The organism is Mesorhizobium sp. LNJC405B00, assembly GCF_000502615.1.
Lineage (GTDB): Bacteria > Pseudomonadota > Alphaproteobacteria > Rhizobiales > Rhizobiaceae > Mesorhizobium.
In genome coordinates, this window is the sequence record NZ_AYWC01000045.1 from 1 (window position 1) to 12,825 (window position 12,825).

A 12,825-nucleotide genomic window follows, 5' to 3' on the forward strand; every position below is an offset into this window, starting at 1 on the left:
CCCGCATGCCAACCTTGCCAAGGCAGTAAGCCAGTGTCAGGCGCAACAGGTCGCTCGCCGCCCTGACGCCGCGCGGGCGCAGGAACGCCTTCGTCTCGCGGGCGCTCTGCGTGAGCAAATTTTCGCCGCCGAGAAGCTCAATCGTCTCGGCCCAGCCGTCATCAACAAGCGATTCGTGTGTCATCGCAGTGTAGAATCACACCCGATTCCGCAGGGCAATACCTATCTTAGCGCCTATGCCCACAAGGGGGAGGGTAAAGGAAGGGCGACGGTAAGCTCTCAGGACGTCACCGCGATAAGCACCGCCGACAGCAACCCGAACAGCCCAATCAGCAGATAGTCGGCGACCTGATAAAGTTTCAGCGCCCGCCTGATGTCCAGACTTTCCGCCTCGCGGCGGCCGCCTTCGCCCATGAAGGCATCGTTGACGACAACGCCGCCATAGCTGCGCGGGCCGGCGAGCGCCAGGCCGAGTGCGCCGGCCATTGCTGCTTCCGGCCAACCGGCATTGGGTGAGCGGTGCTTTTTGGCGTCGCGCCGCACTGCTTGCCAGGCGTTGCGGGGATCGGCGCCGTCAACGAGAAAGGCGGCGGCAACGATCAGCAACGCGGTCAGCCGGGACGCCGGCAGGTTGATCCAGTCGTCGAAGAGTGCCGCCGCGCCGCCGAAGGCCTCGTGGTGCGGGGTGCGGTGGCCGATCATCGAATCGGCGGTGTTGGCGGCCTTGTAGGCGACGCCGCCGGCCAGACCGCAGACACCTGTCCAGAAGGCGGGCGCAACGATGCCGTCGGAGAAATTCTCGGCCAGGCTTTCGATGGCGGCGCGGCTGACGCCGGCATGGTCGAGCTTCTCTGGATCGCGGCCGACGATGCGCGCAACCGCAATGCGGCCGAGCGCCAGCCCGCCGGTATCCAGCGAATCGGCCACCGCCTCGACATGTTCGGTAAGGCTCTTTTGCGACAGCAGCGACGAGGCCAGGATTGCCGTGATGATCATGCCGGCAGGAAAGAGCTGCCAGAGCAGGATTTGCACGATGAAGGCGATTGCCGCCGGCACCAGCACGATTACCAGCAGCGCCTGCACGCCGCGGCGGCGACGCAGCGCGTCGGAATCAGTGTCGCGGTTGAGCCTGAGGTCGAGAAAGGCTATCAGCCTGCCGAACCAGGTGACGGGATGGCCGACGGCACGGAACAGCCAGTCCGGGTAACCCAGGATGCGTTCGATGGCCAGCGACAGGAAAGCGATCAGGATCGACATGAAGCTTTCTGATGGAGCGATTGCTGTGGTGGATCACGGTGGATCCCTTGGCCGGGCGAGGGCGCTCTTCCCTCACGCGCCACAACCTTTCGTCGATCTCTCGACAGGTATCAATCCGCACTCCTACCCGCTTTTCGAGCTGCCCGCCACCGCCCTGTCACGATTGCCGGAGGCCGCGCGCCTGCGTGAACTGGCCAGGGTCGCGGCCGGCGCCTATGGCGCGCCTTCGGCCGAGAATGTGACGGTCGCCCCGGGCACGCAGATCCTGCTGCCGCGCGTCGCCTCGCTGGTCAGCCCCGGCAAGGCGCTGGTGCTCGGGCCGACCTATGCCGAGCATGCCAGGGCCGCCGCGATTGCCGGCCATGCGGTGGCGGAGGTCGACGATTTCGAGGCGCTTGCCGGAGCCGAAATCGCCATCGTCGTCAATCCCAACAATCCCGACGGGCTCGTCGTGTCGCGGGAAAGGCTGCTTCGGCTTGCCGAGACATTGCGCGCCATAGGCGGTCTGCTGGTCGTCGACGAAGCCTTCATGGATGTCGGCCCGCACGCGGAAAGCCTGGCCGGCGATGTCGGGCGGGGCGGCATCGTCGTGCTGCGCTCGTTTGGCAAGTTCTTCGGTCTCGCCGGCCTGCGGCTCGGCTTCGCACTTTCCGATGCAGCGACGGTCGAAAGGCTTGAAACGCAATTCGGCCCTTGGGCGGTCGCCGGCCCAGCGCTCGAATACGGCATCCGCGCGCTTGCCGACAGCGGCTGGCAGGCCGGCATGCGGCGGCGGCTGGCGCAGGATGCGGAGCGGCTCGATGCGCTGCTTTCGCGCTTTGGCGTTGCTGTCGCCGGCGGCACGACGCTGTTTCGCTATCTCCGGCTTGCCGATGCACCGGGGCTGTTTTCGACGCTCGGTGAGCGCGGCATATTGCTCAGGCATTTTTCCGAGCGTCCCCAGGTGCTCCGCGCGGGGCTGCCTGGAAGTCAGGAGGAATGGCAGCGGCTCGAATCGGCGCTTGCCGACTGGCACGCACGGCGCGACGATGGGTCGAAGGAGATCGCGCCATGATCCATATCTGTTCGCTGGCAAAGCTTGAGGAGACGGTGGCCAAAAGCGGCGCCGAGCGCGTGCTGTCGCTGCTCGCTGCCGGCACCGAGGTGACGCGGCCGGCCTCGATATCGAGGGAGAACCACCTGCATCTGGTCATGCACGACATCGCGGTGGCGCAGGACGGCATGACCATGCCCGGCGAAGGCCATGTGCGCAATCTGCTCGATTTCGCCCGGAAATGGGACCGCGCCAAACCCATGGTCGTCCATTGCTATGCCGGCATCAGCCGCTCGACCGCCTCGGCCTATATCATTGCGGCGGCGCTCGCCCCGAAGCGCGACGAAGTCGAACTTGCGCAGACATTGCGGAAGCTTTCGCCCTCGGCGACACCCAATCCACGGTTGATCGCCGTCGCGGATGCTCTTCTCTCACGACAAGGCCGCATGATCGAAGCGATCGAGGCGATCGGACGCGGCGCCGATGCTTTTGAGGGTACGCCTTTCGTGTTGAAGATCGACGGCTAAGGCGGCCCGCTATGCCAGCCAGTCGGCAAGCTTCGCCTTGCGCACATCCTTCAACAGGGTGATGAAGCCGTCGGCCTGATGCTCCGCCGTCAGTCGGCCTTTCTCGGCCGTGGCAATGCTGGCATCGCCGACCACGCCGTTGGGGTTGAGATCCCCAGCGATCCAGGCGAAAGCGTGCGTTCCGGTGTGGCGCAGCAGCGCAAATTCGGTTTCGGCGCGGGCGACCTTGGAGGCGAAATTGTCGGCCTTGGCCATGTCGACTAACTCCGGGCGAAAATGCAGCATCAACGAGGTCTCGACGTCGCCGCCATGGATGCCATGGCGGTCTTCCAGCTCGGTGTACATGCCGGCGGGGCGGCCGAAGCGCTGCCAGCTGGTCTTCACCGCCAGCATCCTCTCACGCACGCGCAGCTCGCGCGTGACGATGCCCATGATCTCTTCATTGCCGCCATGCGAGTTGACGACGATCAGTTTCCTTACGCCTGCGCGGGCAACGGACAGGCCAAGCTCGGTCCAGGCATCGACCAGGGTGGCCGCCGGCAGGGTGAGCGTGCCCGGCGCCTGCAGATGCTCGTTCGACTTGCCGACCGTTTGGACCGGCAGGATGCGGATGTCGAGATCGCCGGGCAGGCGGGCGATGACCGTCTCCAGCATGCCGTTCATGATCGAGGTATCGGTTGATACAGGCAGATGCGGGCCGTGCTGCTCGATCGCCGCCACCGGCAGCACGGCAATCGTCGCCTCCGGATCGATCGCGGCGTATTCGGTGGTCCGGTAGTCGCCCCACCACACGCGTCTGTTTGCAACGGTCATGTCATGCCTCTTGACTGTGAGGGAGACCTAGCGCGCCAAACGTCGCCTGTCGATCACCCAGCCGCAATCGCCTCGACCTCGACCTTGAACTCCGGCCGCGCAAAGCCTGACACGATCATCAGCGTCGAGGCGGGCGCGGGGCTGGCAAACAAGCGGTCGCGGACGTCCATATAGGGCCGCAGAAAGGCGCGGTCGGTGACGTAGGCGTTTATGCGCACGATGTCGCCTAGCCCCAGCCCGGCTTCAGCCAGAATCGCCGCTATGTTTTGAAAGCAGAGCTCGGCCTGCGCGCCGGCATCCTCGGGGATCTGGCCGTCCGCCGTGATGGCGACCTGACCGGAGCACAGAACCAGCCGCTTGCCTGGCGGCACCTCGACGCCGTGGCTGTAGCGGGCGAAAGGCGGCTTGATCGACTTCGGCGCGAGGTATCTGAACATGGCAATCTCCTGTCTGCGAGACCAGCCTAAGACGTGACCGATAGTACGTTCAAGATGTGGTGCATGGCACAAGGGCGATTGTGGACAGGCGTCCAAAAAATAGGCACGATGCCTCCCGCACAGCATGACCCGTCCGGTGTTGGCAGTGACTGCCGCGCAAGCAGGCGGCCCGGGCGGTGGCATGTGTCTTGCTTCTTGGATCAATGGTGTCGAGCCCGGCGCGTGACGCTCCGGAGCCAACAAAGGGTGGTGTCGATGTACGGAAAACAGAAGATTTCAGCGCTTGCGGTCGCGCTGCTTGGAGCCGGCACGTTCGGCGCGGCAGCAAACGAGAAGGTCACCTTCGGCACCAACTGGCTGGCCGAGCCCGAGCATGGCGGCTACTACCAGGCCGTCGCCGACGGCACCTACGCTGCATGTGGCCTCGACGTGACGATTTCGCAGGGAGGTCCGCAGGTCAGCGGGCGGCCGCTGCTGCTGGCCGGCAAGCTCGATTTCTACATGGGCGGCAATCTGCTGTCGGCTTTCGACGCCGTCCAGCAGGGCATCCCGATGCGCGTCGTCGCCGCCGATTTCCAGAAGGACCCTCAAGTCATCATGTCCCACCCGGGGCAGGGGCTGGACAAGTGGGAGGATTTGAAGAACGCCGACCAGTACATTCTGGGCGACGAGGGCGTCCAGACCTTCTTCCAGTGGATGGTCATCGAACTCGGTTTCGATGCCGCCAAGCGCGTGCCCTACACCTACAACACCGCTCCATTCCTGGCCAACAAGAAGTCGATCCAGCAGGGTTACGTCACCTCGGAACCTTTTGCGGTCAAGAAGGAAGGCGGCTTCGTGCCCAACCAGTTCCTGCTCGCCGACTATGGCTGGGACACCTATTCGACGACGATCGAGGTGATGCAGGACACGATCGACAAGCGGCCGGAGGTGGTCCAGTGCTTCGTCGATGGCTCGGCCAAGGGCTGGTACAACTACCTCTACGGCGACAACAAGGCCGCCAACGAGATGATCAAGAAAGACAATCCCGACATGAGCGACGAGCAGATTGCCTTCTCGATCGAGCAGATGAAGAAGTTCGGCCTGGCCGATTCCGGCGACACCGAAAAGCTCGGCATCGGCGCCATGAACGAAGACCGGATCAAGAGCTTCTATGACAAGATGGTCAAGGCCAAGGTCACGCCCGAGGGCATCGATATCAAGAAGGCCTATACGCTGGCCTTCATCAACAAAGGTGTCGGAATCGAGCTGAAGAAGTAATCGTGAAGCTGGAAAAGATGGCGCAGGCGCCCATGACGGCATCGGGTGAAGGCCCGATGCTGCTGACGCTGCGCCATGTCGGCAAGGTGTTTTCCAATGGCGTGACTGCATTGAGCGACGTCGATCTCGCCATCCGCGAGGGCGATTTTGTCAGCCTGCTCGGGCCGTCCGGCTGCGGCAAGTCGACGGCGTTGAGGCTGATCGCGGGCCTGTCGACGCCGACATCCGGTCAGCTCGACTGGGGCGGTTCGATCGACCGCGCCAATATCGGCTTCGTCTTCCAGGAACCGACGCTGCTGCCCTGGGCCAATGTCTTCGACAATGTCTGGCTGCCGCTCAGGCTGAAAGGCGTGTCGCGCGCCAAGGCGGGGCCGGCGGTGACGGAGATGCTGGAGCGGGTGCACCTGACCGGTTTCGAAAACGCCGTGCCGCGCGAGCTTTCCGGCGGCATGAAGATGCGCGTCTCGATCGCACGCGCCATGGTGACGAAGCCGCGCATTCTGTTGATGGACGAGCCGTTCGCGGCACTCGACGAGATCACCCGCTTCAAGCTCAACAACGACCTTCTGGAGCTGTGGCAGGACGAGCGCTTCACCGTCGTCTTCGTCACCCACAGCGTCTTCGAAAGCGTGTTCCTGTCAAACCGCGTCGTCGTCATGGCGGCGCGGCCGGGCCGCGTCCATGCCGAGCTTGCCATCGATGCCGCCTATCCACGCGACGAGGTGTTTCGCACCTCGCCCGACTATGCCGCGCTCTGCCGCCAGGCCTCGGACATCCTGGTCAACGCCATCAACACATCAGCCGGACCGCACCATGACGGCCATTGACCAGAATGCCGCAACGCTCGACGCGGAAGAGGCCGGCCGCGTACGCCAGGAGCGGCTGGAGCGGATCGGCCGGTGGGTCTTGCCTTTGGCGATCATGATCCTGGCGATCTGGCTGTGGGACCGCATCTGCGTGTGGAACGCGATCCCGCAATATATTCTGCCGCGCCCCGGCGTGGTGCTGTGGACGCTCTATAGCGATGCCGGGCTCCTGTTCTCCGCGCTGCTGGTCACGTTGCGCATAACCTTTCTCAGCCTGCTGCTCGCGGTCGTCGGCGGCGTCGGACTGGCGGTGCTGTTTGCGCAATCGAAATGGGTGGAGATGTCGTTCTTTCCCTTCGCCATCGTGCTGCAGGTAACGCCGATCGTGGCGGTCTTCCCGCTCATCAACATCTATGTGGACAACCAGACGGTGAAGCTTTTGCTTTGCGCCTGGATCGTCGCGTTCTTCCCGATCCTGTCCAACACCACGCTCGGCCTCAATTCGGTCGACCGCAATCTGCGCGACATGTTCAAGCTCAACGGCGCGACGCGCTGGCAGCAATTGCGCTATCTCAGACTGCCGGCGGCCATGCCGTATTTTCTAGGAGGCTTGAAGATCGCCGGCGGTCTGTCGCTGATCGGCGCCGTGGTGGCCGAGTTCGTCGCCGGCGCGCAGGGACAATCCTCAGGGCTCGCCTCGCGCATCATCGAGGCCGGCTACCGCCTCAACGCGCCAAGGCTTTTCGCGGCGCTGATCCTGATCTCGCTCACCGGCATATTGATCTTCCTGGTGCTGTCGCTCGTGTCGCATCTCATCCTGCGCCGCTGGCACGAGAGCGCGCTGAAGCATGAGCGGTAGGGGGGTTGGGTGACGTGATTGAGATGCTGGCGCGAAACACCCCCCTCTGGCCTGCCGGCCATCTCCCCCTCAAGGGGGGAGATTGGACGTCATCCGGGATTTCGCCAATTATCGACGTTGGAAGACGGGTGCTGTCGGAAAAGCTGCCAATCTCCCCCCTTGAGGGGGAGATGCCCGGCAGGGCAGAGGGGGGCGGTCCTTGATACCGACCTCTGGCTCGTACCATCTCACCAACGTCCGCCTTCACCGGTCGCTGACATCAGGTCTTGCCCCCACTTACGACACCGACGGTTTCGCGCTGGCCGACATCGCCGTCGCCGACGGTAAGCTCTCCAGCATCGCCGCGCACAAGAAATCAAAAGCGCCAGCCACCGCCATCGACCTTGCCGGCCGCATCATCCTGCCGTGCTTCGTCGACTGCCACACCCATATCGACAAGGGCCAGATCTGGCCGCGCAAACCCAATCCCGACGGCAGTTTCATGGGCGCGCTCAATGCCACCGGCGCCGACCGTGCAGCGCGCTGGAGCGCCGAGGACGTGGCGCGGCGCATGGATTTCTCTTTGCGCTCGGCCTACGCGCACGGCACCAAGGCCTTGCGCACTCATCTCGACAGCGTGCCGCCACAGGAGGAAATCTCCTGGCCGGTGTTCGAGGCGATGCGGGAGAAATGGCGCGGCCGCATCGAGCTGCAGGCGGCCTGCCTGCTCGGCATCGAAGGCGTGCGCGACAGAAAGTGGTTCGAGAGGCTGGCCAAGCGTGTGGCTGCGGCCAAGGGCGTGCTCGGCGTCGTCACCTATATGGTGCCGGATCTCGAAGAGCTTCTCGACAAGGTGTTCGCCGAGGCGAACAAGCACGGGCTCGATCTCGATTTCCACGCCGACGAGACCGACGACATCGCGGCGATCTCGCTGAAGAAGATTGCCGAGGCTGCACTCTGGAACGGTTTTGAGGGCAACATGCTGGTGGGACATTGCTGCTCGCTGGCGCGCCAGCCGGATCTCGACGTGCTCGACACGCTGGACAAGGTCGCCAAGGCCAAGCTTGCCGTGGTGTCGCTGCCGATGTGCAATCTCTATCTGCAGGACCGGCGCGCCGACCAGACCACGCCACGCTGGCGCGGCGTGACCTTGCTGCACGAGATGAAGGCGAGGGGCATTGCGGTCGCGGTCGCCTCCGACAACACCCGCGATCCTTTCTATGCCTATGGCGATCTCGACATGCTGGAGGTCTACCGCATGGCGACGCGCATCCTGCATTTCGACCATCCGGTCGGCGACTGGCCGCAGACGGTGGCGGCGACGCCGGCCAAGGTGATGCGGCTCGATGGTGTCGGGACACTGGCAGCTGGTGGCAGCGCCGATTTCATCGTCTTCAAAGGGCGGAGTTGGACGGAATTGCTGTCGCGGCCCGAATCGGATCGCATCGTCGTGCGCAACGGCCGAGCGATCGACAGGCAATTGCCCGACTATGCCGAGCTCGACGAACTGATGGTGGAATGATGGATGTTTCGGCGCTCAAACGTGATCTCGACGGGATAAAGCTCGACGACAATCCGGCCATCGTCCAGCAGAAGAGCCGCGACTTCTACTGGTACAGCCCGGTGCTGAAGCAGCAGCTCGACCACGTCACCGGCGACCTGATCGTGACGCCCAGGAACGAGGCCGAACTGATCCGCGTGCTTACCGCTTGCCACCGTCATGGCGTTCCGGTGACGCCGCGCGGCAGCGGCACCGGCAATTACGGCCAGGCGATGCCGCTGTCGGGCGGCGTGGTTTTGAACCTTGCCGAGATGAACGAGATCAAGGCCATAGCGCCGGGCCGCGTCGTCACCGGGCCGGGCGCGATCCTCGCCGACATCGACAGAGCGACGCGCGCGCATTCCGGGCAGGAACTGCGGCTGTCGCCGTCGACCTACAACACCGCCTCGATCGGCGGCTTCATCGCCGGCGGCTCGGGCGGCGTTGGCTCGATCAATTTCGGCGGTCTGCGTGATTTCGGCAATGTGCTGCGCCTGCGCGTCGTCACTATGGAGGCGAAGCCGAAGGCGCTCGAACTCGCCGGCGAGGACCTGCACAAGGTCACCCACGCCTATGGCACCAACGGCATCATCACCGAGGTCGAGATGCCGCTGACTGCAGCCTATGAATGGATCGACGTGATCGTCGGCTTCGACGCTTTCATGCCGGCAGCCCGCTACGGCAACGCGCTGGCACGCCAGGACGGCATCCTGACCAAGCTGATCACGCCGATCGCCGCGCCCGTGCCGCAGCTCTATTTCAAGCGCCACCAGAAGTTCTTCCGGGACGGGCAAAGCATCTGCGTCGTCATGGTTGCCCGGCATGGGCTAGACGCGTTCCTCGCCTTCACCCGCCGCGCCGGCGGCGAAGTCATCTTCAATGCGGCGACGGCAACGGACGAAGAGAAAAAGGGCCTGCCGCCGGGCTTCGAACTGGCGTGGAACCACACCACGCTCAGGGCACTGCGGGTCGATCCCGCGGTCACCTATCTGCAATCGCTCTATCCGTTCCCCAACCAGCTGGCGCTGGTGGAGAAGATGGACGCGATGTTTCCGAACGAGGTCTTTTCGCATCTCGAATTCGTGCGCCTCGACGGCAACATCACCTGCTTCGGCCTGCCGCTGGTGAAATTCACCACCGAGGCCCGGCTCAACGAAATCATCCGGCTGCATGAGGAGAACGGCTGCCCGATCTTCAACCCGCACCGCTACACGCTGGAAGAGGGCGGCATGAAGCAGACGGATGAAATCCAGCTCGCCTTCAAGCGCGAGACCGATCCGCAAGGCCTGCTCAATCCCGGCAAGATGATCGCCTGGGAAAATCCGGATTACGACTATCGCTCGGGCCGGACTTTTTTGTTCAAGGGGTTGCAGAAAGCAGAATGAGCAGAGGTTTGAGCTTGAGCACCCCCCTCTGTCCTGCCGGCACAGGCCCTACGCTGCCGCTTCGGGCGTTCGTCGTTTGGAAAGCCAAGCAATTGGCTTCCCATCGGCTTCGCCGACCACTTCTCACCCCCCGCAAGGGGGGAGATTGGCAGCCTGAACGCCGCGGCCAATCTGACACGCTGACAATTAGTGAAAGCGATGCGGCAGTCCGATCTCCCCCCTTGCGGGGGAGATGCCCGGCAGGGCAGAGGGGGGTGCCTCGCGCCCACCTCGCAAGCATTTCCCCATGAAAGTCCTCGTCCTCTACGCACACCCGGTGGAGACCAGCTTCAATGCAGGCCTGCACCGCACGATCGTCGAGCGGCTGACGGCCGCCGGCCATGAGGTCGACGATTGCGATCTCTATGCAGAGGATTTCGACCCCAGGCTGACGCGCGGGGAGAGGCTGGATTATCATAACCAACGCAGCCCTGCGGACCCGGCCGCGCCCTATGTCGAGCGGCTGCTCAAGGCCGAGGCGCTGGTGCTGTCATATCCCGTCTGGAACTACGGCTTCCCGGCCATCCTGAAAGGCTTTTTCGACCGCGTGTTTCTGCCCGGCGTGTCGTTCAAATTGGTCGACGGCAAGGCGCAGCCTTCGCTCCACAACATCCGCAAGCTGACCGCCGTCACCACCTATGGCGGCAGCCGGTTCCGCGCCATGCTGATGGGCGATCCGCCACGCAGATTGGTCAAGCGGATGCTGCGCGCGACGATCAGGCCCGGCGCCTCGGTGTCCTACCTCGCTCATTATTCGATGAACCTGTCGACCGACGAGACGCGGGCAGCCTTCATGGCCAAGGTCGCGGCCGGGATGGATGAATTCTGATGCGCGTGCTGGTGGTCTATTGCCATCCGGTGCCCGAAAGCTTTTGCGCCGCCATCAGAGATGCCGCAGTCGATGTGCTGAAGGCACGCGGCTGGGAGGTGCGGCTGCTCGACCTCTATGCGGAGAAATTCGATCCGGTGATGGGCTGCGAAGAGCGACGCGCCTACAATGAGCGGGCGCCGGAGGATCCGGCCCTAAAACCGCATTTCGAGCATCTCGCCTGGGCTGAGGCGATCCTGTTCATCTATCCGACCTGGTGGTACGGGCTGCCGGCCATGCTGAAGGGCTGGCTCGACCGGGTCTGGGCGACCGATGTCGCCTTCAAGCTGGGCAAGGGGCGCATCACGTCGCTGATGACACATGTCACCGGGGTCGGCGTCATCACCACCTGCGGCGCGCCGACCTGGTGGAGCGTCGTCGTCGGCCAGCCCGGCCGCAAGACCTTGCTGCGCGGTATGCGCGCGCTGTGCGCCCGCCGCTGCCGGACGTTTTTCCTGGCGCACTACCTGATGGACGCCTCCACGCCAAGGACGAGGGCGGCGTTTCTGGTGAAGGTGCGGGCGAAGCTGGAGCGGTTTTGAGCTTCTTCACCCTCCCCCTTGTGGGGAGGGTCGCGCAGCAAATGCCGCAAGGCGGCTTTTCCGAAGCGGGGTGGGGGGTCTCGTAGGGCGCACCCCCCCACCCCGTCTCGCAATCGCCGCTTCGCTCCGACTGCGAGCCGACCCTCCCCACAAGGGGAGGGTAAAAAGGTGCTACATCCTCGTCCGTTCCGCCTTGGGATCGTACATCGGTTTCAGCGATGCTTCCGCCGGAAAGCGCTCGCCGGCGATCTCGATCTCATAGGACGAGGCCAGCACATCCGCCTCGCTCTCGCCCTGGCAGGGCACATAGCCCAGCCCGATCGCGCCGCCGAGATGGTGGCCGTAGTTGCCTGATGTGATCGGGCCGACGATCTTGCCGTCGCGAAGGATCGCCTCGTTGTGGAAGAGCAGAGGCTGCGGGTCCTTCAGCCGGAACTGCACCAGCCGGCGCGACAGGCCGGCTTCTTTTTTCTTCAGCACCGCATCGCGACCGATGAACTCGCCCTTGGCGGTTTTGACCGCAAAGCCGAGGCCGGCCTCCAGCACATTGTCCTCGTCGGTGATGTCNGATGAACTCGCCCTTGGCGGTTTTGACCGCAAAGCCGAGGCCGGCCTCCAGCACATTGTCCTCGTCGGTGATGTCATGGCCGAAATGCCGAAACGCCTTTTCGATGCGACAGGAATCCAGCGTATGCAGGCCGCAAAGTTTCAGGCCGACATCCGCCCCCGCTTCATCGATCGCCTCGAAGACATGGGCCGCCTGGTCGGTCGAAACATAAAGTTCCCAGCCGAGTTCGCCGACATAGGTGACGCGGTGGGCACGGGCGAGGCCCATGCCGATCTCGATCTCCTGGAAGGTGCCGAATGGATTGTTGTCGTTGGAGAAATCGTTGGGGCTGACTTTCTGGATCAGCTTTCGCGCATCCGGACCCATCAGGCAGAGCACGGCCTCAGCTGCCGTGACATCGGTGATGACTACGAATTCATCCCCGACATGCCGGCGCAGCCAGGCGAGGTCGCGTTGCAGCGTCGCGCCCGGCACGACGAGGAAGTAGGCGGTCTCAGATAGCCGCGACACCGTGAGGTCGCTTTCGATACCGCCGCGCTGGTTGAGCATCTGGGTGTAGACGATCTTGCCCGGCGCCACGTCCATATCGTTGGCGCACAGCCTTTGCAGGAAGGCACAGGCGTCGCGGCCTTCGACACGGATCTTGCCGAACGAGGTCATGTCGAACAGGCCGACCTTGTTGCGGACCGCCAGGTGCTCCTCGCGCTGGTTGTCGAACCAGTTCTGCCGCTTCCAGGAATAGCGGTATTCGCGCTCCTGTCCCTCTCGCGCAAACCAGTTGGCGCGCTCCCAGCCGGCGACTTCGCCGAACACGGCGCCGCGCGCCTTCAGGTGTTCGTGCAGGGGCGAGCGCCTGACATTTCTGGACGTTGCCATCTGCCGGTAGGGGAAGTGATCCGCATAGAGCAGGCC

Annotated in this window: 12 protein-coding genes and 2 pseudogenes; 9 read left to right on the forward strand and 5 right to left on the reverse strand. The window is 64.0% G+C overall.

Annotation, left to right across the window (positions count from 1 at the left end; translation table 11 throughout):
* Both X756_RS01000000166420 and cbiB read right to left on the reverse strand, forming a co-directional pair.
* Nucleotides 1–184: pseudogene (locus tag X756_RS01000000166420) on the reverse strand (hypothetical protein); the annotation flags it as partial.
* 95 nt (nucleotides 185–279) lie between these two features.
* On the reverse strand, nucleotides 280–1,257 hold the full coding sequence (gene cbiB / locus X756_RS136535) for an adenosylcobinamide-phosphate synthase CbiB (protein ID WP_023731926.1): 978 nt from the start codon (nucleotides 1,255–1,257) through the stop codon (nucleotides 280–282).
* Between cbiB and cobD the strand changes: the two genes are divergently transcribed.
* Entirely contained in the window at nucleotides 1,256–2,311 is a 1,056-nt protein-coding gene (gene cobD / locus X756_RS136530; RefSeq protein WP_023731927.1) for a threonine-phosphate decarboxylase CobD, read from the forward strand. The genes cbiB and cobD overlap by 2 nt on opposite strands.
* The gene (locus tag X756_RS136525) at nucleotides 2,308–2,817 is read left to right on the forward strand and encodes a tyrosine phosphatase family protein (protein ID WP_023685231.1); all 510 of its coding nucleotides are present in this window, start codon (nucleotides 2,308–2,310) and stop codon (nucleotides 2,815–2,817) included. The genes cobD and X756_RS136525 overlap by 4 nt, the downstream gene beginning before the upstream one ends.
* A 9-nt stretch (nucleotides 2,818–2,826) precedes the next feature.
* Here X756_RS136525 and X756_RS136520 read toward each other — a convergent pair whose 3' ends face one another.
* Nucleotides 2,827–3,630 (reverse strand): creatininase family protein, encoded by an 804-nt coding sequence (locus X756_RS136520; RefSeq protein WP_023670776.1) that lies wholly within the window; start codon nucleotides 3,628–3,630, stop codon nucleotides 2,827–2,829.
* A 53-nt stretch (nucleotides 3,631–3,683) separates the two neighbouring features.
* Nucleotides 3,684–4,067: a RidA family protein gene (locus X756_RS136515; RefSeq protein WP_023731928.1), complete on the reverse strand. Its 384-nt coding sequence runs from the start codon at nucleotides 4,065–4,067 to the stop codon at nucleotides 3,684–3,686.
* A gap of 255 nt (nucleotides 4,068–4,322) precedes the next feature.
* Here X756_RS136515 and X756_RS136510 point away from each other — a divergent pair, with 255 nt between their 5' ends.
* From X756_RS136510 to X756_RS136480, 7 genes are all read left to right on the forward strand, one after another.
* A complete protein-coding gene (locus X756_RS136510) occupies nucleotides 4,323–5,327 on the forward strand; it encodes an ABC transporter substrate-binding protein (RefSeq protein WP_023670774.1) in 1,005 nt (334 codons plus the stop codon).
* A gap of 2 nt (nucleotides 5,328–5,329) precedes the next feature.
* Nucleotides 5,330–6,154 carry an ABC transporter ATP-binding protein gene (locus X756_RS136505; protein WP_023731929.1) on the forward strand — a complete coding sequence of 275 codons (825 nt, stop codon included), beginning with the start codon at nucleotides 5,330–5,332 and terminating at the stop codon, nucleotides 6,152–6,154.
* Nucleotides 6,141–6,992, forward strand: a complete 852-nt coding sequence (locus tag X756_RS136500) for an ABC transporter permease (protein ID WP_023690276.1) — start codon at nucleotides 6,141–6,143, stop codon at nucleotides 6,990–6,992. Before X756_RS136505 ends, X756_RS136500 begins: the two co-directional genes overlap by 14 nt.
* Nucleotides 6,993–7,191: 199 nt before the next feature.
* Nucleotides 7,192–8,493 (forward strand): cytosine deaminase, encoded by a 1,302-nt coding sequence (locus X756_RS136495; RefSeq protein WP_023731930.1) that lies wholly within the window; start codon nucleotides 7,192–7,194, stop codon nucleotides 8,491–8,493.
* Complete coding sequence (locus X756_RS136490) at nucleotides 8,493–9,896, forward strand: FAD-binding oxidoreductase (protein WP_031239759.1); 1,404 nt, start codon at nucleotides 8,493–8,495, stop codon at nucleotides 9,894–9,896. Before X756_RS136495 ends, X756_RS136490 begins: the two co-directional genes overlap by 1 nt.
* A gap of 286 nt (nucleotides 9,897–10,182) precedes the next feature.
* Nucleotides 10,183–10,764: an NAD(P)H-dependent oxidoreductase gene (locus X756_RS136485; protein ID WP_023700354.1), complete on the forward strand. Its 582-nt coding sequence runs from the start codon at nucleotides 10,183–10,185 to the stop codon at nucleotides 10,762–10,764.
* Nucleotides 10,764–11,345 carry an NAD(P)H-dependent oxidoreductase gene (locus X756_RS136480; protein WP_023731932.1) on the forward strand — a complete coding sequence of 194 codons (582 nt, stop codon included), beginning with the start codon at nucleotides 10,764–10,766 and terminating at the stop codon, nucleotides 11,343–11,345. The genes X756_RS136485 and X756_RS136480 overlap by 1 nt, the downstream gene beginning before the upstream one ends.
* A 171-nt stretch (nucleotides 11,346–11,516) precedes the next feature.
* Here X756_RS136480 and X756_RS01000000166425 read toward each other — a convergent pair.
* Nucleotides 11,517–12,825 (reverse strand): annotated as a pseudogene (locus X756_RS01000000166425) (aminomethyltransferase family protein); the annotation flags it as partial.

What these genes read in the sequence shown, in the direction of transcription:
- X756_RS136525 (WP_023685231.1), top strand. Translation starts at nt 2,308, where the DNA reads ATGATCCATATCTGTTCGCTGGCAAAGCTTGAGGAGACGGTGGCCAAA.
- X756_RS136500 (WP_023690276.1), top strand. Translation starts at nt 6,141, where the DNA reads ATGACGGCCATTGACCAGAATGCCGCAACGCTCGACGCGGAAGAGGCC.
- X756_RS136510 (WP_023670774.1), top strand. Translation starts at nt 4,323, where the DNA reads ATGTACGGAAAACAGAAGATTTCAGCGCTTGCGGTCGCGCTGCTTGGA.
- X756_RS136490 (WP_031239759.1), top strand. Translation starts at nt 8,493, where the DNA reads ATGGATGTTTCGGCGCTCAAACGTGATCTCGACGGGATAAAGCTCGAC.
- X756_RS136485 (WP_023700354.1), top strand. Translation starts at nt 10,183, where the DNA reads ATGAAAGTCCTCGTCCTCTACGCACACCCGGTGGAGACCAGCTTCAAT.
- cobD (WP_023731927.1), top strand. Translation starts at nt 1,256, where the DNA reads ATGAAGCTTTCTGATGGAGCGATTGCTGTGGTGGATCACGGTGGATCC.
- X756_RS136515 (WP_023731928.1), bottom strand. Translation starts at nt 4,067, where the DNA reads ATGTTCAGATACCTCGCGCCGAAGTCGATCAAGCCGCCTTTCGCCCGC.
- X756_RS136480 (WP_023731932.1), top strand. Translation starts at nt 10,764, where the DNA reads ATGCGCGTGCTGGTGGTCTATTGCCATCCGGTGCCCGAAAGCTTTTGC.
- X756_RS136520 (WP_023670776.1), bottom strand. Translation starts at nt 3,630, where the DNA reads ATGACCGTTGCAAACAGACGCGTGTGGTGGGGCGACTACCGGACCACC.
- cbiB (WP_023731926.1), bottom strand. Translation starts at nt 1,257, where the DNA reads ATGTCGATCCTGATCGCTTTCCTGTCGCTGGCCATCGAACGCATCCTG.